Annotated in this window: 20 protein-coding genes; 7 read left to right on the forward strand and 13 right to left on the reverse strand. The window is 44.6% G+C overall.

Annotated elements, in window-relative coordinates; genetic code table 11:
• The 3 genes from DP120_RS15235 to DP120_RS15245 form a co-directional block, all read right to left on the reverse strand.
• Positions 1-1,218, reverse strand: a complete 1,218-nt coding sequence (locus tag DP120_RS15235) for a metallophosphoesterase family protein (RefSeq protein WP_112224525.1) — start codon at positions 1,216-1,218, stop codon at positions 1-3.
• A 112-nt stretch (positions 1,219-1,330) separates the two neighbouring features.
• A complete protein-coding gene (locus tag DP120_RS15240) occupies positions 1,331-2,578 on the reverse strand; it encodes an ABC transporter permease (RefSeq protein WP_112224526.1) in 1,248 nt (415 codons plus the stop codon).
• Positions 2,571-3,470, reverse strand: coding sequence for an ABC transporter ATP-binding protein (locus DP120_RS15245; protein WP_112224527.1), 900 nt, complete (start codon positions 3,468-3,470; stop codon positions 2,571-2,573). Before DP120_RS15245 ends, DP120_RS15240 begins: the two co-directional genes overlap by 8 nt.
• A 133-nt stretch (positions 3,471-3,603) precedes the next feature.
• Here DP120_RS15245 and DP120_RS15250 point away from each other — a divergent pair, with 133 nt between their 5' ends.
• Complete coding sequence (locus tag DP120_RS15250) at positions 3,604-3,789, forward strand: YhzD family protein (RefSeq protein WP_112224528.1); 186 nt, start codon at positions 3,604-3,606, stop codon at positions 3,787-3,789.
• Between the two features lie 50 nt (positions 3,790-3,839).
• Here DP120_RS15250 and DP120_RS15255 read toward each other — a convergent pair whose 3' ends face one another.
• From DP120_RS15255 to DP120_RS15265, 3 genes are all read right to left on the reverse strand, one after another.
• Positions 3,840-4,619 carry an enoyl-CoA hydratase gene (locus tag DP120_RS15255; RefSeq protein WP_112224529.1) on the reverse strand — a complete coding sequence of 260 codons (780 nt, stop codon included), beginning with the start codon at positions 4,617-4,619 and terminating at the stop codon, positions 3,840-3,842.
• A gap of 99 nt (positions 4,620-4,718) precedes the next feature.
• On the reverse strand, positions 4,719-5,066 hold the full coding sequence (locus tag DP120_RS15260) for a YlbF family regulator (protein WP_112224530.1): 348 nt from the start codon (positions 5,064-5,066) through the stop codon (positions 4,719-4,721).
• Positions 5,067-5,078: 12 nt separating this feature from the next.
• Complete coding sequence (locus DP120_RS15265; protein WP_233786251.1) at positions 5,079-6,227, reverse strand: DUF445 domain-containing protein; 1,149 nt, start codon at positions 6,225-6,227, stop codon at positions 5,079-5,081.
• A gap of 82 nt (positions 6,228-6,309) precedes the next feature.
• Here DP120_RS15265 and DP120_RS15270 point away from each other — a divergent pair, with 82 nt between their 5' ends.
• Positions 6,310-6,513: a YheE family protein gene (locus DP120_RS15270; protein ID WP_112224531.1), complete on the forward strand. Its 204-nt coding sequence runs from the start codon at positions 6,310-6,312 to the stop codon at positions 6,511-6,513.
• 118 nt (positions 6,514-6,631) lie between these two features.
• Here DP120_RS15270 and DP120_RS15275 read toward each other — a convergent pair whose 3' ends face one another.
• Both DP120_RS15275 and DP120_RS15280 read right to left on the reverse strand, forming a co-directional pair.
• Positions 6,632-8,386, reverse strand: coding sequence for an ABC transporter ATP-binding protein (locus DP120_RS15275; RefSeq protein ID WP_112224532.1), 1,755 nt, complete (start codon positions 8,384-8,386; stop codon positions 6,632-6,634).
• A gap of 2 nt (positions 8,387-8,388) precedes the next feature.
• A complete protein-coding gene (locus DP120_RS15280) occupies positions 8,389-10,125 on the reverse strand; it encodes an ABC transporter ATP-binding protein (RefSeq protein WP_112224533.1) in 1,737 nt (578 codons plus the stop codon).
• 665 nt (positions 10,126-10,790) lie between these two features.
• On the opposite strand from DP120_RS15280, the gene DP120_RS15285 reads away from it, so the two are divergent.
• Complete coding sequence (locus DP120_RS15285) at positions 10,791-11,312, forward strand: universal stress protein (RefSeq protein WP_112224534.1); 522 nt, start codon at positions 10,791-10,793, stop codon at positions 11,310-11,312.
• A 136-nt stretch (positions 11,313-11,448) separates the two neighbouring features.
• The gene (locus DP120_RS15290) at positions 11,449-11,883 is read left to right on the forward strand and encodes an arsenate-mycothiol transferase ArsC (RefSeq protein ID WP_112224535.1); all 435 of its coding nucleotides are present in this window, start codon (positions 11,449-11,451) and stop codon (positions 11,881-11,883) included.
• A 44-nt stretch (positions 11,884-11,927) separates the two neighbouring features.
• On the opposite strand, the gene DP120_RS15295 is transcribed toward DP120_RS15290, so the two are convergent.
• From DP120_RS15295 to chrA, 3 genes are read right to left on the reverse strand one after another with little or no spacing between them, the layout of a single operon-like run.
• A complete protein-coding gene (locus tag DP120_RS15295; protein ID WP_112224536.1) occupies positions 11,928-12,551 on the reverse strand; it encodes a cyclase family protein in 624 nt (207 codons plus the stop codon).
• A 1-nt stretch (position 12,552) separates the two neighbouring features.
• Complete coding sequence (gene kynU, locus DP120_RS15300; protein ID WP_420812453.1) at positions 12,553-13,812, reverse strand: kynureninase; 1,260 nt, start codon at positions 13,810-13,812, stop codon at positions 12,553-12,555.
• Between the two features lie 12 nt (positions 13,813-13,824).
• Positions 13,825-14,994, reverse strand: coding sequence for a chromate efflux transporter (gene chrA, locus DP120_RS15305; protein WP_205854555.1), 1,170 nt, complete (start codon positions 14,992-14,994; stop codon positions 13,825-13,827).
• 219 nt (positions 14,995-15,213) lie between these two features.
• On the opposite strand from chrA, the gene DP120_RS15310 reads away from it, so the two are divergent.
• From DP120_RS15310 to DP120_RS15320, 3 genes are all read left to right on the forward strand, one after another.
• The gene (locus DP120_RS15310) at positions 15,214-16,512 is read left to right on the forward strand and encodes a hemolysin family protein (RefSeq protein WP_112224567.1); all 1,299 of its coding nucleotides are present in this window, start codon (positions 15,214-15,216) and stop codon (positions 16,510-16,512) included.
• A 65-nt stretch (positions 16,513-16,577) separates the two neighbouring features.
• Positions 16,578-17,480 carry a cation diffusion facilitator family transporter gene (locus DP120_RS15315; RefSeq protein WP_112224539.1) on the forward strand — a complete coding sequence of 301 codons (903 nt, stop codon included), beginning with the start codon at positions 16,578-16,580 and terminating at the stop codon, positions 17,478-17,480.
• Between the two features lie 3 nt (positions 17,481-17,483).
• Positions 17,484-18,047, forward strand: a complete 564-nt coding sequence (locus tag DP120_RS15320) for a hypothetical protein (protein ID WP_112224540.1) — start codon at positions 17,484-17,486, stop codon at positions 18,045-18,047.
• Between the two features lie 41 nt (positions 18,048-18,088).
• On the opposite strand, the gene DP120_RS15325 is transcribed toward DP120_RS15320, so the two are convergent.
• Complete coding sequence (locus DP120_RS15325) at positions 18,089-19,150, reverse strand: mechanosensitive ion channel family protein (RefSeq protein WP_205854557.1); 1,062 nt, start codon at positions 19,148-19,150, stop codon at positions 18,089-18,091.
• A gap of 42 nt (positions 19,151-19,192) precedes the next feature.
• Positions 19,193-20,494, reverse strand: coding sequence for a DUF2254 domain-containing protein (locus DP120_RS15330; protein WP_112224541.1), 1,302 nt, complete (start codon positions 20,492-20,494; stop codon positions 19,193-19,195).
• Positions 20,495-20,606 lie beyond the last annotated feature (112 nt).

Raw genomic sequence — 20,606 nt, forward strand, 5'->3', positions numbered from 1 at the left:
TTACTCACCTGCTCTCATAGCTTTGTGGATTTTCGGGATTGCATCTGCTGCTATTTCCTCTATAGCCTCGTTTGTCAAAGGATCCAAGTATCTGCTTGCTTTTGGATGCTGGTAGAGATCCTTCAGGACCCATTTCCAATCGGTTAGATCCCATTCCGACATCGTCGCGGAAATCTTTTCTCCAATAGCCGAAACCCGGTTTTCCCTATAGGCATCTTCCACAACAATATTGCTGATCCAAGCTTCAGCAGAACTGGACTCAATTGCCTCCTGTATCGCTTCCAATAAAACAGCTTCCGGAACCCCTTCCAAAAGTTCAGCTGAATGCTCATCCTGATCGGTCAGATGAAGCACAGCCATGACTGCATTATTTTCTGATGTATATTGTTCCGCCTCTGCTATGCAGGCATCAATCAATTCATTCATGTGCAGGATGCCGCTGCAGGAAATCTTGAGCGAATCGAAGCAGACAGCAGATGTTTGGATAAATTCCATGCTGGTGCCGGCATTCTCCAGACGCACATCATAAAATCCTTTCGGTCCCGTTTCCTTCCGGTGCCTGCCCTGTATATTTCCAGGGTAGACGATGCAGGGATCCTCATGGAGTACCTGGCGAAGATGAATATGTCCCAAAGCCCAATAATGGTAATTTTTGCTGAGCAGCTGCTCTTTTTTAAAAGGCGCATAAACAGCATGGCTGGCATCGCCATCCATACTGCCGTGAAGCATGCCGATATGGTAGTCAGACGATTCGTCGGCCTGTGGGAACTCAAGAATTTTCGCTGTTTTTACATGGCGTTCACCGTAACTGAAACCCGTCACAGTTACTTTATTGCCGGATACAGTGAAACTGTGGCTCGCAACCTGGTCGTCAAATACATGGACATTTCCAGGCAATTCAAAACGGGCCCAACCGCCCCCGAGATGGTCATGGTTGCCATGGCTTATAATCACAGGAATTCCGGCAAGGTTAAGACGCTCCATTCCTTTTTGGAATTTATACTGCGCGCGAAGTGTCCTGTCTTCACCGTCATAAATGTCCCCGGCTATCAGCATAAAATCCGGCTTCTCTCTTACCGCGTAATCGATTAGTGTGTCAAAAGCCTGGTAAACGGTATCTGCAAATTTTTTCCTCTGTTCTGCTGCAAGGCCGGAAATACCGGTGAACGGGCTTCCTAAATGTAAATCTGCTGTATGTATGAAGCGGATCGGCGCCATACTTTCCCCTCTTTTCCGAAAGCGAATATTTGTTCTAATTTTACCATGACCACCCCATAAAAAAAACTGTTTGCGGAAAACTCTCCACAAACAGCTTTTGTAGGTTAGTCCCCTATTTTTTATTGCCAAGACGAATTGCTTTACCTATATCTTTCAGGGACTGTGAGGAACCGTACATCAACACGCCGCCTCGGTATACGCGGGCACCGAACCAGCCGAGCACACCGATTGTAAGGAGCATGATGGCGATTGACAGCAACGGTTCCCACAAAGGGATGTCGAGCATCCCCACCCGCAGGAACATTACGAGCGGTGCGAAGAATGGGATGAATGAAGAAACGGTGACATAGTTTGCTTCAGGCATACCGATTCCGGAAAATGCGATGAACGATGAAATAATGATCAGGAACATCATCGGCAGCATCAATTGCTGTACGTCCTCAGTTCTGCTCACCAGCGAGCCGAGCAATGCTGCTAGAACTGCGTAAAGGAAGTAGCCCAGCAGGAAGAAAAGAACAGCAAACAGGAATGTGCTCACTTTAATCTCAGAGAAGCCCATGACGCTAAAAAATCCTTCTGCCATATCGGAACCGGATGTTTTAAAGGCAAAGTATCCCGCGATTCCAAAAATCATCATCTGCACAATTCCAAGTGTGCCGATCCCCGCTATCTTCGCAAACATATGCTTGACCGGCGACACACTGGAAATCAGAATTTCCATCACTCGTGAAGATTTCTCATTGGCCACTTCCATGGCAATCATATTCGGATAATAAATGACCGCCACATAAATCAGCAGGATCAATACATAGACAAGCCCTCTTGCCTGGCTCAGCTCTTCTTCCGTTTTGGAACTGTCGGAAACCGCTTCCCGCTCAAATTCAGCCGGCATGAACAGCTCTCCGACTTCCGTTCCGCTTAAGCCGAGCCTCTCAGCTGTCTGGGCAGTCTGAATCGCCTGTACAGCATTTTCCACATCAGAGCCCGCTCCCATTTCATTTGCTGATTCAGAGACATAACGGGCTGATAATGTGTCGCCTTCTTCAATTACCAAATACGATTCAATCGTACCTTCTGTTATGCCCTGCTGCAATTCTTCTTCGGACATTTCGGTCGGCATAGCTTGAATATCGCTTTGTGATTGCTCGAGCTGCGCTTGCAGTTGCGGTACCAGTTCGCCGCTTTCATCGATGACATGGAGAACCTGTCCTTCCTCATCGTCCCCAAAGGATTCGATGATATTCGGCAAATTCGCCAGCAGGAAAAAGGCTGCAGCCACTATGATGGTCGTAATGATGAAGGACTTTGTGCGTGCTTTCATCATAAACGCCTGTTTAAAGATGATCCAAAAACTATGCATATGCTTTGCCCACCTTTGCAATAAAGATTTCCTCAAGTGATGGCTCTTCAATGGAAAAGTGGCGCAGCTGTCCCAGCTTCATCGCTTCCGCAAGAATTAACTCTGCAGTCGATTCATCTGTTATCTGAAGAACTGCACCGTCAATGGTGCCGGTATACTTCTCCACGCCAGGCAATTGGCTGAGCGCTGTTAACTCTTTATCCATTTTAAGGCGTACATTCTGCTTGCCGAAATTCCGTTTCACTTCTCTGATAGATCCGCTGACGACCACTTTACCGTGGTCAAGGATACTCATGTCGTCACATAATTCCTCTACATGATCCATCCGGTGGCTCGAGAATACAATGGTTGCGCCTTGTTTTTGAACATCTAATATAGCACTTTTGAGCATCCCGACATTTACTGGGTCGAGGCCGGAAAATGGTTCATCAAGAATAATCAGCGAAGGTTTATGTACCAATGAAGCGATCAATTGGATTTTCTGCTGATTACCCTTCGATAGCTCTTCCACTTTTTTGCCTGCGTAATGAGGAACTTCAAAACGCTCAAGCCAAGCAGCAGTTTCTTTTTTCGCGTCCTCTTTAGACATTTTGCGGAGCTGCGCCAGGTAAATCAATTGATCCTCAACTTTCATTTTCGGATACAATCCCCGCTCCTCCGGCAAATATCCGATAAAAGGGCTTGACTCGTAAGTAATCGGTTTGCCATTCCAGGAAACCTTGCCGTGGGTAGGATCCAATAAACCGAGTATCATGCGGAATGTAGTCGTCTTGCCAGCTCCATTTGCACCCAGGAAGCCATGCATCTGACCTTCTTCGACACTTAATGACAGATTGTCGACTGCGGTAAAATCACCGAACTTTTTTGTTGCGTGTTCAACAGACAATGCCATTTTAAATCCTCCTTTGTATATGTATAGTATGTATACGGCAATTGTCCTGAAATGTTTCAAATAATTGCAGGACATTTCCCCGAAAACCCTTTATACTGAAACTGAATAGTGATTCAGAAAGGATTGATCTATGATGAGAACTTATAAATTAACTGCTTTCGAACAGACCGGAAAGTTGATCACTGAAGAGACTTTCACAGCTGAAAACGATGAACAGGCAAGAGACAAAGGGCGGGAAATCCTGAAGGAAAAAGACCTTGAAAACCAGACCCACCGCCTCGCTTCGCCAGCCGGCAAATTATTGCTGTTCCATTCATAAACCTATTGAAAAAGGTGCCCTGTCATATGACGGGACACCTTTTCTTCGTTTTATTCTCCAACAAATTCCGGTTTGCGTTTTTGGACGAAAGCCTGAATTCCTTCGAGATGATCCTTCGATTTGCGCATCGCCGATTGAGCGGACGCTTCCATTTCCAGTACCTGTTCAAGTTCCGGCAGCTTCAGGGTATGAAGTATATTCTTCGAGGCAAGTTTTGCCAGAACAGGAGAACTCAGAACTTCGTTTGCGTAATTTTCCGCGTGCTCCATGGCACGTCCTTCCGCCGTCACTTCTTCAAGCAGCCCTTTCGCCAGCGCATCATGGGCTTTCAAAGTTTGACCGGCCCAGATGATTTCCTTCGCTTTCGGCACGCCAACGCGTTCTTTCATGAAGAAATGACCTCCGCCATCAGGCACTAGGCCGATTCCAATGAAATTCATCGCCAGCTTGCTGTTCTCTTCAGCGATTACATGATCGCAAGCAAGAGCCATTGAGAAACCGAGGCCTGCTGAGGCACCGTGGATAACAGCAATCGTTACTTGAGGAAGCGTGTACAGAGCTTTTGACAGCCTGCTTACATCTTTCATGACCAATTCAATATCCATTGGATTGTTTGGATCCATCATTTCTTTGATATCGCCTCCAGCAGAAAATGCCCGGCCTGCTCCGTAAATTTTTACAACATGGAGTGTGTTGTCGTTATGCAGCGATTCAAAGCATTCCGCCAACTCCTTCATCATTTGCCCGTTCATAGCATTCATGGAATTTGGACGGTTTAACACCACATGGCCAACGCGGCCTTGTTTTTCCAATCTGATTGTTTCATACATAGAAAAAAGACACCCTTTCGTAAAAATGAATTGTCATTCATCTTTACTTATTCGGTGTCTTTTTCCAAATCCCTCTATTTTAGAAGAGAGAATTTTTGATTACATGCTTTCGTATAAAGATTGTACAGGTTTGATCAATACGCGGTTAACTTCTTCGATCATTTGGCTAAGACCCATTTCAGCTTCCAGCATAGCAAGAATTTTCTCGTTTTGCTGAGCAGCCTGAGCTGTAGTTTGCGCACCCATCATTTCTTCTTCACTGATTTCTTCGCCTTGCTGCTGTTTCTGCTGCAACGAGATTTGAAGATCGCGGAAGCTCTTGAATAATTCATTTGCCTCATCGTCTGATTTCACATTTTCCACAGCTGCTTCAAGTTTCTGAAATTCCTCTGTCGAACGGAAAGTGCTTTCCAATTTGTTGATGTCGTCATAAATGTTAACTGCCATTATGATTCTCCTCTACAATATATTCAGTACTGAGACTAACACTCCCTGGAGAATACCAACAGCTCCCCCGATAAATGCGCCGAGCACTGTGATCATCTTGAATTCCCTCCGTGAAATCCCCAGAACCAATTCTTCCAGACGGCTCAGCGGCAGAGAATCCACTTGCTCTTTCACCATACTTTCAATGTTGATCTTCTGTATGGTCTCTTCCAATTTATACTCCCCTTGCTCGAAAATGAAATCGGTGACAAGCGGAGTAAAGTTTTCACTTGTCCATTCTAACCCTCCCGGCCAGGACTGTGCAAGTGTCGTGTTTAAACGCCCTTCAATATTGGCGGATTCCCGCACGTATTGTTTCACCGCTTCAAGGGCTGGATTAAAGTCGAATTCACCAAGCAAGGCATCAACGCGGCGATCCTGCAATTTATCCCATTCCGCATAAGCGATTGAAACCAGTAATTCAAATGTTTTCGGTGAATTAAGGAATTTGATGATTTCCGGCTGAATCCGGTCCACTAGCGGCCGGGATTCACCGAGTATCGAATGCAGCATATTGCCGATTCTGCCGCGCGAAGCCAAAAATTCATCAAGCAAGGTTTTGATGGCACGTCTGCCTTCCACTGATTCGAAATAATCGGAACCTCTATCAATACCGTATTTCACGGACTGGATCATTTTCACTTCCGCTTCATCTTTCCAGGCTTCCGGCATCAATTCACGGATCGTCTTGCCATCAATATAAGAAAGCAGGGAATCGTATTGGCGCTCCACCAGCCTGTCGATTTTCCGCTCAATTTTTGTTTCTACATTTTTTTGGCCAGCTGCATCCAGCCAGTTTTTAAAAGTTTTCGGAGATTCAAATACATGTTTAGCCAATTGGCGTTGAATCCATTTTTCTGTCTTCACGCGCATTTCTTCATTGAAAAAACGCTTTTTGAATGTTTCTGGAGTAAGAAGATGCTCCACCACGGTACGTCCAAGCTGGGTTGAAAGTTCATCCCGCCTCTTTGGTATGAGACCTGGCGTGAAAGGAATGCGGAAATCCCCTATATATTTTGCTTCATAAGGCCAAAAAAGCATTTTAATGGCAATATGATTGGTCACGCCACCGATCAGTGCACCGATGAACGCCATAAAAATTAATGTAAGGAAGATATTCAATTTCGTCACTCATTTCTTTTTCTTCTTTGTCAATCCTGTTTCCTGCCTATATAATGAAAGCGACAGGCAAAGGAGGATTTGTATGCTGCAGCATTTTAAATTTACACCAATGTTCGAAAACCGGCAGCTTCCCGGCTGGAACATCTCATTTTTTTACAAGAATGAGCGCATCACAGGAGAATACCACCCGGACGGCACCATTACTTGGGGAAATCGACAGCCCGACGATGAAGAGGCAGTCAAAAAGATGATTCATGAGCTGATGCTCTTTCATGTATACGATTAAAGCGCTGGAAAGTTCCAGCGCTTTTTTTCATCCGTTCCTTCATTATAAAGTAAAGCATTGTAAATTTAATAGTAATAGCATTTCAGATACAGCCGCGAATAAAAAAGGGAATGTCCCCTTACCCGATTTTCTGGGCAGAAGACATTCCTGATTGGATCTGATACATCTGGTAATAGGTGCCGCCGAGTTTCATCAGTTCATCGTGTGAACCGGCCTCTGCAATTTCACCGCGGTCGAGCACAAGGATGCGATCCGCATTTTTAATAGTAGATAATCTGTGTGCAATGATGAAAGTGGTTCTTCCTTTTTTCAGCACTTCCATCGCATGCTGGATTATTTCTTCCGTTTCGGTATCAATGTTCGACGTGGCTTCGTCCAGTATCAATATGGCCGGATCAAAAGCCAAAGCGCGTGCGAAAGACACCAATTGGCGCTGGCCGGAAGACAGCGTACTGCCTTTTTCGACAACGGGTTCATCGATGCCATTCGGCAAATGCTTCAGCACCCGTTCGCCGCCCACTTCTTCCAGTGCTTTGATGGCGCGTTCGCGGGTGATCCGCTTATCGTCGAGCGTGATATTCGATTCGATTGTGCCGGAGAATAGATACGGGTCCTGCAACACAATTCCCATATGTTCCCGGACAGCCTGCCTCGACATATCATTGATGTTGATGCCATCGATTGTAATACTGCCTTTGGAAACGTCATAGAAACGGAACAGCAAGTTCATGATGGAGCTTTTGCCTGAACCGGTGTGGCCTACCAGCGCCACCGTTTCCCCTTGCTTCGCTTCAAATGTCAGATCCTTCAATACATACTCTTCTTCTTTATAAGCGAACCAGACATCCTCAAAGCGGACATTGCCGCGGTATCTCGCAATTTTCTCATCGCTGACATCTTCCCCGCTGCGGTCGAGCAGGCGGAACACCCGCTCAGCAGCAACCAATGCCTGTTCCAGTTTCGCGAACTGGTTGACGATGCCGCTGATCGGATTGAAAAGGCGGATGATGTAATCGACGAATGCATAAAGCACACCAACGGTTACAACTTCATTGCCCGACATTGTGGCTCCGCCGAAATACCAGATGAAGGCAATGAAAACCATGGAACGCAAAACCCCTACCATATTATGTGAGGCTGCGGCTTCAAGAATGAGCAATTTCTGCTGGAATTTGAAATGCACATCGTTCATTGTCTCGAATTCTTCTTTCATCTGCTTTTCCCGCCTGAAAGCCTGGATGATAGTCATGCCTTGGATCGACTCATTGATCATCGCATTCATGTCACTGACTTTTTCGCGGACCACATGATTATATTTCGCAGCATATTTCCGGTAGACAAGCATCCAGACATATAACAGCGGCACAATGACAAATGTGATGAGCGCCATCCGCCAATCCAGATAGAACAGGGCCGCGTAAATACCGGCCATATACATGAAACTGGTTGCAAACTGCGACAGCACGGTAACAAACAGTTCCCTGATTGCTTCTGTATCATTTGTTATCCGGGCAACAACTTTACCTGCAGGCAGGTTATCAAAGTACCGGATCGGCAATCGTTGCACGTGCTCAAAAACATCATTCCGCATTTTCCGGATGATTTTATTGGCACCTTTCTGTAACAGGATATATTGCAGATAGCGGAAAACTGCTGTTACTATCCCGAGTGCAAAAAACAGAGCCAACAGGTAGGCGATCGGCTCAAAATCGATTGTCTCTCCGGATGTGGCGATATGATTGTCGATAATTTCCTTGGCAATAAGCGGTGTCGCCAGGTCGGCTGCAACTGCAATCGCAAGAAAAATTAGTCCGACTATCACTACACTCTTAAAATTCATTGCATATTGTACTAATCTTTTTCCTGTAGTCATTCTTACACCTCCTCAATCTGCTGACGGAGGAATTGTTCGTTATACCATCCATTTTTCTTCAGCAAATCGTCATGTGTTCCTTCTTCGATGACAACACCGTCATCAAGGACGACAATCCAGTCCGCATGTTGGACTGCTGACAGTCGGTGCGTTGTGATGATTGTCGTTTTCCCGGAACGTTCAGCCTGGATATTTTCGATGATCCTCGCTTCTGTCTTCGCATCTACCGCCGACAGGGAATCATCAAGAATCAGTATCTCAGGGTTTTTAATAAGCGCTCTCGCAATTGAGATCCGCTGTTTTTGGCCGCCTGATAATGCGACCCCTTTTTCTCCCACCAGAGTATCAAGCCCATTCGGAAGCATCTCCAAATCTTTCGTGAAATGGGAAAGCTGAATTGCTTCTGCAATATCTTCTTCTGTTGCATCCGATTTCCCAAATAGGATATTAGCGCGAATTGTACGTGAAAACAGCACGTGATCCTGTGGCACATAACCAATCCATCCACGCAATTGGTCTTTCGTCAAATCCTGCAGTTCGATGCCATTCAGCATAATCGATCCTTGCCCGGCTGGATATTCTCTCATCAATTGCTTAACGAAAGTTGTTTTTCCGCTACCGGTTTTACCCACAATTCCGAGTGTCTGTCCACTGTTCATCGATAAATTGATGCCCTGCAGATTGATGGAACTCGATTGCGGATATGTGAAACTGAAATCGCGGAACCCGATATTTTCAGGTTTATCCGCATATGCCGGTTTTTCCGGATCGACAACGTCTTCCAAATAATCCAGGGTTTCATTGACACGGTCCAGTGATGCATTGCCCCGCTGAAGGATGTTGATCAATTCGCCAATCGCAAACATCGGCCAGACAATCATACCGAGGTATACGTTGAATGCAACAAGGTCGCCTAGCGTCATAACCCCTTCTGCCACAAGAAATGCACCATAGCCAAGACCGATCATATAACTGATTGCCGTCAGCACTTTGGTGACTGGCGCAAACAGCGCATCAATCCGTTCAACCGCCATATTCTTTTCATAGACATCATCTGTCATTTCAGCAAATTGCTGCTCGGAAGCACGTTCCTGTACATAGGCACGAACAACCCGCACACCGCCGACTGATTCCAGTACACTATCATTCATGTCGCCGAAGGCATCCTGCGCCAATGTGTAGCGTTCATGAATTTTACGCCCGAGAATCTGGACGACAATTGCCAGGATCGGCAGAGGGATCAATGCCAATAAAGTCAATTCCCACGAAACGAGGAATCCCATTGCAATAATGATAGTCCCCATATATAAGGTTGAATCGACAAGCGTCAGTATTCCGAAACCTGCAGTTTCCGAAATGGCCCGCAAATCATTTGTGGACCTGGCCATCAAATCACCCGTGCGGTTCTTTTCAAAAAACGTTGGCGTCATTTTCAGGAAATGGCCCATCAGGCTTGAACGGAGCTGCCGTTCAATTACATACGCACCACCGAACAATTGATACTGCCAGACGAAATTGATCAGATAAGCAAGAATCATTGCGGCAGCAAGTATGAGAATATATTGCCACAGCAATTCTGAAGTCAGCTCATTTTGGGCAATCGAATCAATTGCGACCCCGATCAGCCAGGGTGGGATGATTTCAAGGATATTTGCAATGAGCAATAAGCCGACTGCTATCGTATAGCGGATCCAGTTTTCTTTAAAAAACCATCTTAATTTCCATAAAACATCAAACATATAAAATTCCTTCTTTCTTTTCCGATTTCAGCTAATCGCCTTCCAGCGATTCTTTAATCATAATTTTTCTTTGTTGGATTTTTTCCATTTCCATATTCTCCTTTGTTTTTTATTTGGCAACTGTTCCCCAGTGCCGATTATTTAAACAGCAGATGCTGGATAAAACTAATTAGAAAAGCGGAAGCGTCCGATTAGCCCCGACAATCGCCATTTTCCAAGCTTCTTTCATCCGGTTAAAGTCGTCCCTTAACCATAAAAAAGCGCATGCCAATTTTTCTCGGCATGCGCTCAGGAAAATGGACAGGTGTTCAGACCGGTCCCGAAACTTCTAGTCACGAAATAAATTCAAAGACAAAAAACAGGATGGCCTGACGTAAGTATGAAATTGGGCTGAGTGTTTACAAATACTTTTTTCATCGTCAAAACCTCCATTCCTTCAAATTTGATAGTTCAAGGGTACCATTGCCATTTTTGAATTGTCAACATTATTTTTAAAAAAGAGAATATTCACTTTTGAAAGTCTAATTCAACAAATCAACTTCCGCTATATTCCATTTTTTTATTTGTTTCCTGCAGCTCAAGGCCGTTGAAAGGCAAACGAATGTTTTTATTATCAGTCATACGGGTACTTTCTTAATAAGAGTAAAACTTAGCGGGGTGAAAAAATGTATAAAAAGTTGGCAGTTGCATACGATGGTTCAGACGGCAGTAAATTGGCACTTGATAAAGCGGTGGAATTGAAGCAGGATTTTCCGGATCTCCAGTTATCAATCATTTATGTTAACGAGGAAACGCAAGACAGCGTCGGGTTTATGAGTGCTGGTGATGCGGCGGCTCCAGTGGCATCTTCTAATGTTGATAGTACGTACGCACAATTCATGCCTTACGGTATCGGTGAAAATAGCGGCAACAGAGTTCCTAAAGAAAGTTTGGAACGGCCATCCGAGTTTTCGAAACATATGCATAACTCCATACAGCAGCAATTGGACGAAAAGAATGTAGAAGCAACAGTACTTGCATTGGAAGGCAATGCTTCAAAAACCATTCCCGCATTCATCGAAGAACAAAAAATTGATCTATTGGTAGTCGGCAATAGCGGAAAATCGGGAATGCAGAAGTTTTTTGTCGGTTCTGTCAGTAAGAAGCTGTTAAAAGAAGCAGCCTGTTCAGTTCTTGTGGTGAAATAACTGCTCATTGTCCATATCTTCCAGCAGCCATTTTCATGCTATTCCCGGCATAAAAATATTAGTTTACATCATATTGAAATGGGTAAACATTACTAAGTATAAGAAAACTTGAAACAAAGGAAGAAGGAGAACAGCCATGTCTAAGCAAACTGTCTACTTTCTGTCTTCACACCAGCACCGTGGACTGATGGCTGAGATATGGGCAAATCGACTCGAACTCCCTGACTGGGAAATTCGCAGCGCCGCTTGGAGTCAGCCTTCAATCAGTGAGACTCCAATGGAAATCATGAAGGAAATCATTCTCGATCTGCCTGAGGTTGAATCGAGATCCTATAATCACGATGAAGTCAGCGAAGCGGATTTGATAATCGCGATGCATGACGGTGAATTGGAACAAGATGATATACCTGCAGATTTGCCCGCTCAAAAATTGCTTCGATGGGATATCCGGAATCCGGAACTTCGGTCGTTGGATGAAACAGAACAATGGGCATTATACCAGGAGATTTGTGATGAAATTGCAATGAATATAAAGAATATGGAAACTTATTTTCGTTCAGATTACATGTAAAAAACCTTCACCCGATAAAAACAGGTGAAGGTTTATTTTTATGTTCATTTATAGAGGACTGCCCGGACAGGACTTCCTTCTGCACCTTTGATCTTTAACGGCAATGCCGCTAACTGATAAACGCCCGCATCAATATCATTCAGCACAATGCCTTCAAGAATATAACGGCCGTTAACATTCATAGCCTGATGCATCGGCAATTCCTTGCTGGTTTCCTGGTCGACCGATGGAACATCGACGCCGAGCAGCCGAATCCCCTTCTCTTTCATCCACTCAGCAATCGACTCACCGAATACCGGCCATGACTCCGGAAACTTCGTACGGTCTTTCCAACTGCATGATTTCAATAAAACAGCCGTTACCCCTTCTTCGGGTTCTGGCAAATCTTTGCTGTCTATTTTCTTCATCCCTTGCACATCAACAACCTGCGCAGTACTGAGGTACACTTCAAGCGGCATTTTTTCGATTGTCAAACCGTTGTCATCGTAATGGAAAGGCGCATCGATATGGGTGCCCAAATGTGTACTCGTCTTGATTTCCCCTACATTCACAGAACCGCTTTGTTCCTTTGTAACCGAAAGGGCATATTCGAATGGACGGTCTCCCGGCCATTCAGGAGTATCTGTATTCAATTCCATGGAAATATCATAAATCTCTTTTGCTTTCATCTTAGGCCACCACATTTCTTTCATTGCTGTAATTCTTATACAATTCTTCAGCCATAATTTTTTTTAGGGTTTCAACTGTCCGCTCCACATCTTCAAAAGAGGTATATAAAGCGACCGGCGCGAGCCGAATGATATTCGGGGCTCTGAAATCCGGTACGACGCCTCCGTCTTTCAGCGCTTTGCAGATTCTGGCGGCTTCCGGATGGGACAGCGCAATATGCCCGCCCCGTTCATTGTCCGGCCGAGGTGTTACATCGGCCAATTCAGGAACGTTTAAAGCTAGTTGTTCACGCAGCAATGAAGTTAATTGCAGCGATTTTTCACGGATACGGGATATTCCCGCTTCTTCAAAAATCTCGATGCTGCCAAGAAGCGGCGCCATGCTGAAGATATTTGGTGTGCCAATCTGGTAGGCTCCTGCGCCTTCCGCTTTGCTGAATTGGTGATCCATATCAAATTGTTTTGCCTTATCTGAACCGAACCATCCGGCGTTGCCAGGCAATAATTGATGATGGCGCTCATGGATATAAAGACCTCCAGTACCGCCTGGCCCGGAATTCATGTATTTATAATGGCACCATACCGCAAAGTCAACACCGTCTTCATGCAGGGTATGCGGCATTGCACCAATCGAATGAGCAAGATCGAAACCGACAAGAATTCCTTTCGCGTGTGCCGCCTCCGTGATTTCCCGGATTGCCAGCAGCTGGCCGCTGCGATAGAGAACGGATGGCAGAAGAACGATTGCTACATCTTCCGTCAGCTGATCCACAATATCTTCCGTTTCCAAAGTGTAGCCATTCCGGCTCGCAACTTTTCGCATGGCGGTTGCCGGATTGAGTCCGCGAAGTCGAAGGTGGCTTTCCACCGCATAAATATCCGAAGGGAAATTCAATTCATCGACCAGGATAACTGATTTCTCAGAAGTCGGCTGAAATAAAGTCGACAGCATCTGATGAATGTTTGATGTGATTGAACCAGTTACCATTACTTCATTCGCTTTTGCTCCCACCAGCGGCGCAATACGTGCACTCATTTCTTCAGCAAGAGTAAACCAGGGGTTCTCACCTTCTGTCCATCCATCGATCCCGAAACTTTTCCAGCTATCCATTAAACCCATCAGTTTCGCTTCAGCCCGCTTCGACATCAAGCCGAGTGAGTTTCCGTCCATATAGACCTGTCCTTCTTCCATATAAAACTCATCTTTGAAATTCTTAAGCGGATCTAACTCATCCAATTGCTTGGCAGTCACCATTGTCATCTTCCTTTCGTCTTATAGGAATGCATACATTGCAGCTCCGAGGATCGCGGTTATGAGAACGACAATCCAAGGGGCGAGTTTAAAATAGACTAACATGGCAAATGCAATTACCGCAACGGCAAAGTCAGCGGGTCCCTGAATCGCTGAAGTGAACACGGGATCATAAAGTGCTGCAAGCAGGATTCCCACCACTGCGGCATTTACCCCTTTTAATGCAGCTTGCACCCCGGATTTTGTCCGGATGATGCTCCAAAATGGCAATGTACCGATTACCAGTAAAAATGACGGAAGAAACATGGCGAAGACCGCAACCAAGACGCCCCAGCCGCTGCCCATCAATTGTCCGAGGTAAGCGGAAAGCGTAAAGAGCGGACCAGGTACCGCTTGTGCGGCACCATATCCGGCAATGAAAGTATCCGCGTCCATGAATGTCGGCACTACTTCCCGTTCAAGCATCGGCAGGACAACATGACCGCCGCCAAAAACAATGGATCCAACGCGGTAAAAGATATCAAAGATCGCATAATAGCTGGATTCGATCACGGGACGCAATAACGGCAAGCCAATCAATAATCCGGCGAAAATTGTCCATGCAGCAATGCCCGTTTTTTTGCCGAAAGTAAGTGCCAGTTTGACGGCTTCCGGTGCTTTATCATTTTTGTATATCAGAAAGCCGATAATCCCCGCTATGATGATGACCCCAATTTGGGCCCAGGCTGTCGGCACAAGTAAAATGGCCGCTGCTGATAAAACGGCGATAGCAACCCTTTGCCGATCCGGAACCAAAGATTTCCCCATTCCGAGCAATGCATGGGCAACAACTGCAACAGCCACAATTTTCAATCCCTGTATCCAGCCCGTATCGAAGGCTGCCCCAGAAATGAACATTGCGAACAATGCAAGGATCAAGACAGAAGGCATGGTAAATCCAAACCATGAAAGGAATCCACCGAGGATTCCTCCTCTCAGCATTCCCACTGAAATTCCGACCTGCGAACTCGCCGGCCCCGGCAGGAATTGGCATAATGCGACGATATCGGCGTAGGCTTTATCATCTAGCCATTTCCGTTTTTCCACATATTCATCCCTAAAATATCCCAGATGGGCAGTCGGCCCACCAAATGAAGTCAACCCCAGCTTGGTCGAAGCTTTTAAGATTTCCAAATACTTATTTTGTGCCATCAGAGCCTCTCCTTTTTTAATACTATAGCTTTAAGCATAACTGATTGCTTATATGAATTAAATTACGACTATGTAAATTTTATTGACGGAATTATTTGTTTTTTCATTTTCCTTCCCGTATCATTAAATTACTTTATATTTCTCCGCGGGAGGTGCAAACTTTGTTTCACTCAGTAATATTGACTGAAGCAAAGGAATTATTTGGATATAGCCATACAATTGACGGTATTTATCTTGCTTATCATCGCATCCGCTTTTTTTTCGGCAAGCGAATACGCTATCGTGAAAGTCCGCAGCAGCCGGATTGACCAGCTGATCGAAGAAGGCAATCGCAATGCCCTTGCTGCCAAACGGGTCATTTCGAATGTGGATGATTATTTATCCGCCTGCCAGATTGGAATCATGATTTCTGTTCTGGGACTGGGATGGCTTGGCCATGCCTCAGTTATCGATGTTATCACTCCCTTAACAGCAAGTTTGGGTATACCGGAAAATATTGCAGGCGTTCTGGCCTTCTTTATCGCTTTTTTCATCGTTCTCACGGCTTTGACAATAGCCGGGGAACTTGTTCCGAAAACCATCGCCATCCACAAAGCTGAACAAATTACATTGGCTACTGCCAAACCGCTGATTGTTGCCTATCACCTAATGTATATACTCCTCTGGTTTTATCATAAAACGACAAGACTGGTGGCCGGCTTGTTCGGCGTCAGCCAGGTCTCACAATCAGATATCGGCCATACGGAGGAAGATTTGAAACTCATTCTCGCAGACAGTCTGGAAAAAGGAGAAATCAATCCTTCCGAATATGCTTTCGTCAATAAAATCTTTGAATTTGATGAACGCATTGCGAAAGAAATAATGGTTCCACGGACTGAAATGAAGATCATAGAAAAAGACCTTACCTTAAAAGAAGTCTTCGAAAAAGCAGGTATCGAACAATTTACCCGTTATCCTGTCATTGACGGGGACAGAGACCATATAATTGGGGTCCTTAATATGAAATACCTATTGACCGCCTTTATCCGGAACCCGCTGAATGGGGATAAAGCTGTTGAAAATTTTGTGCTGCCGGTCATCCAGGTAATCGATTCAATGCCATTAAGCGAGTTATTGCTGAAAATTCAGCGCGAACGGATCCACATGGCGATTTTACGCGACGAATACGGCGGAACGGCCGGGCTGGTTACAATTGAAGATATCATTGAAGAAATTGTCGGCGATATCCAGGATGAATTCGACTTGGAAGAAGTCCCTGAAGTACAAAAAATTGCTGATGACCATTACATCTTCAGTGCCAAGATGCTGATTGAAAGCATTAATGATATACTGGATATTGAAATTAACGAAGAGGATATCGATACGATCGGCGGATGGATGATGAGCATGAATTTTGATGCCATCCCTGGAGAAAAGATTATTGAACAGGGCTATGAGTTTCAGATTAAGGATGTTGACGGCCATCACATCCTATACTTGGAAGTCCGTAAAATTGAAGAAACCGAAAACGAAGAATAGCAAAGGCGACTCTCATGCGGGGGTCGTTTTCGATTTGTAAAAGGGATTTGGAGGAAGGAAACTTTATGGAGTTATATACAAATTTACGCCGAGGGGAAAAAGGCGCCTGGTTGAGCATCGGTGCTTATGTTTTTCTCAGCACATTAAAACTTGTATTTGGGTTCGCCGGATCCTCAGAAGCGCTGAAAGCGGATGGATTGAACAACCTGACTGATATCATCGCTTCCATCGCTGTATTGGTCGGACTGAGAATATCCCAAAAACCGCCGGATGAGAACCACCACTACGGCCATCTTCGAGCCGAGACGGTCGCATCCCTTCTGGCATCATTCATCATGGCTGTAATCGGTCTTCAGGTTTTGCTTGGAGCCGGACGGAATCTTTTCAATCCGACTGAGCAAACAGAGCCTTCCCTTTATACCGCCGGCATCGCCTTCTTTTCCGCACTCGTCATGTATGGCGTCTATCGCTATAATTTAAAGCTGAGCCGGGACATTAACAGCAGTGCCGTAAAAGCTGCGGCATATGACAACCGCTCAGATGCCCTGGTAAGCATAGGCGCCGGGATCGGGATTCTTGGGGCTATTTTGGGTGCGCCTGTCATTGATATTTTGACGGCCTTTATCGTCGGTCTGATCATTCTCAAAACAGCTTTGGATATATTCAAGGAATCTGTGATGACATTGACCGATGCCTTCAACGAAGATGAAGTTGAAACCTTGTCGGTCATCATCCGTAAAGTGCCAGGTGTCCGGAAATTGAGTGATTTCAAAGGCCGCCACCATGGCAATGTTATGTTTGTGGATCTTACGATTGAAGTCGATCCCTTGCTGAACGTAACTGAGAGCCACTGGATAACGGAAGAAATTGAAAGAAAAGTAAAAAAAACGAAACCTAATTGTGTTGTGCTCGTACATATAGAACCGGACTATTCTGACTATGACGATTCGGCACAAGAGGGGGATTAGACAATGTACGATTTTGTTGATCAAAAGAGAATGGTATATATCACTTTTGCAGTAATTCTGTTCATATCTGCTTTACTTGCACCAGTTGCCATTTTCTATCCAATTAAAGCCATGTTCATTACTCCTGAGGCAATAGCTATCAACACTTCACCAATATCACTCGTAACCGGAGGGATAGGTTTGGCTTTATTAGCTGCAGGTCTAATAGTATTGGCCAATGTTGAAAAAAGGCTGATGAAATACGGAATGGCTAGTCTATTATTCATCGCTGGAACGATTGGAGTCAGTTTTTCATTAACCGATTACTTTTATGTTACACCCGAAAAATTCGTTTTAAATGCCCCATTCACTTTCACATCAGAAGAATATGGATGGAATGAATTCGATAAAGTAGAAGAAAATATCATAAAAGAAAACGGCATGACCAAAGTGGATTCGTTAACTTTCTATATGGAAAATGGGAAAATCATTAATATGCCTGCCGGTTCACTTGCAGCAATGAGCGGCAGCATCATCAATAACGTCCAGGCTTCCGGCGGCGCCCATGAAAGGATTGCGGAAGAATGATTCAACGAATAAAGCCCCTTGCCTTCAAATGGCTCGGGGCTTTATTCGTCGGCCGGCGAATGCGCTTTGGCCAGTTCAATATCATTTTCAAAAAACAGTTTCGCAATGGCATGCCTAAGCCTGCTTTCCAATTGTTCCTTCATCTGTACATTAACTACATGCACTTCAACTTGGAAATCCAGCGCAGAGTTGCGGAATCCTATAAACCGGACATCGGGCTGCTGGTCAAGAGGAACTCCCTTCATCGCGGGAATTTCCTGTTCTGCTGCTTCATAGATTAAGCGTTCGACTTTCGCAGTATCACTGCCATAAGCCACACTTACCTGCACCCTCGCAAACAATTCCGCACTGGAACGGTTTTTAACAATCTGCTCGATAAAATATTGGTTAGGAACAACCAAAGTTCCGTCTTTCAATGTTTCCACCACTGTGGAACGCAGCTTAATGCGAGTGATTTTACCGATTTTCTTATCTATTTCGACCATTTCGCCCACTTCCATCGGCCGTTCAAAAAGGATGATGATACCGGATACGAAGTTTGCGGCAATATTGCGGACACCGAAACCGATCCCGATGCCAAGCACACTGAACACAACCCCAAGAGCGGTGAGATCAAGGCCGACAGTCGTGAAACTCAAAGCCAACGCCAGAAACATTACCGTATAGTAAATCAGACGGTTAATGGTGAAACTCAGCCCGATATTAATGTCGAATTGTTCATAGATGAAAGGCATTACATGCTGGTTGAATGTTTTAGTAATCCGGCTGGCAAAAGTCACAATCATAATAACTACAACTATCAAAAAGACAGTGACTTGCACCCCTTCAGTTTCGTAAAAAGGGTAGGTCAGCCAACTTTCTTTCCAGAAATAGAATAAGAAAAGAATGATGGAACTGTAAAATGCCAGCCAATTGAGGATTGCTTCTATTATCGGAATGACCCTCTCTTTATACCTCGTTCGTTTCAATATGAATTTAAAGATCCATTCAAGGGTAAGCTTAACGACAAATATTAATGAGAGATAAACGAAGAACATAAAGAACTCTTTAACGGATAACTCCTTTAGTACTTCTATGCCATTAAACAGCTGGCTGTTATCCATTCCCGCTCCCTCCCCTCCTGTTTATTTGCAGAATCCTTCTGTTTAATTTTCATTGAAGGTCAATAGATTAACTGTTCTTTTGTTCACTCTATCGGCAAGGATATCCAGTTTCTTTTGCAGAAACAGCCGGTCCATTGCCTTCAGATTCTTAATATCGACTCCTTCCAAAACATACAATTGAATATCCCATAAATCGCTGTAACGCTTTTCAGGAACCGATTCTGCCGTAACAATCAAGGAATCCGATAATGCTGCGAGTACGGATATATCCTCTTTTCCGTAATAAGCAAATTGGTAATACACCTTATAAAGTATTTCTTTGAACGCAGGATACGCGTACAAAATGCGGCCATTGCCTTCTTTATCAGTAAGCACAACTTCATCCGTTTTAAGGCTGCCGATTTTCCCCAGCAAATTGCCAAGTCTGATTACGATGTCATTGGCAGTATTCGGATCGTTGATGCCGGGTGATATTGCCCGAAGCGAAATCTCCACCAGTTTTTGCAGCGCAAATTCTATGTCCTGTTCAGAAGTCCGCTCGTCTCCAATTACAAAAAAATCATTGACTGGAAACTTTTTGGATTCTGTCATATAGACGTTCACGATGGATTTATTTTCATGGACGTAATCACCTATACAAGCCAGTATTTCGATTTCCATGCCATTTTTTTCAGCAAATCCCAAGAGTTCCTCAAAGTGTATGTAGCCGATAAATCCTGCTTTCCCTGTCGCAAAAGACTGCTTGATGCCATCAGGTCTCCATATCGTCCCTTTGTCTGCAGTCTTTTCCCATAAATCTTCGAATTTCCCAATTACACGTTCGGTATCGCCCACCAGATCGATCACTAACTTCCCGACCTGGACGGTTGTTGAGATGTGATGGATGAAATAGGCAAAAGTCGCCAAACAGAAGAAGGCGATCAGGATGCCGATGAATGTGGAGATGACATCGTGGCTGTAAAGATGCGCCCTCATAAATAGCAAGGATAATGTATTATAGATAAACCCGCCAAGAAATACGCCTAACACTCTCCAGGTCAGACGGTCGTGTACAAAGTTCTTTAACGTTCTGGGTGAAAATTGTGAGGAATACATAGTCAGTACAACGAGAATCGTTGAAAATGTAAAAGTAGTCATCGTCAGCAAAGCGCCTGATAAATTACCCATGATGTTTTTTGCCAGGTCGACATTCGTCAAAAGAATTGAAGGTATGTACTCACTGAGCGATTCGATTAGATACAAATCAATATAAAAAAAGATGATTGACAGGGCCACCGCCAAAATACTGTAGACAGCTGGAGTCACCCATAATTTTTCTTTGATCCAAAAAGTGAAATTTTTCATAAGCGATCCCCCTGTTTTGTCCTATAACAAATATTTCCCCTGTTACTGCCTGCAACAAACACATTAAACCCGGTTTTCACCTTTTCAAAATAATCCACCACAAAATAAAAAA

Origin of the sequence: Planococcus halotolerans (assembly GCF_003289955.1) — a bacterium.
GTDB classification, from domain to species: Bacteria; Bacillota; Bacilli; order Bacillales_A; family Planococcaceae; genus Planococcus; species Planococcus halotolerans.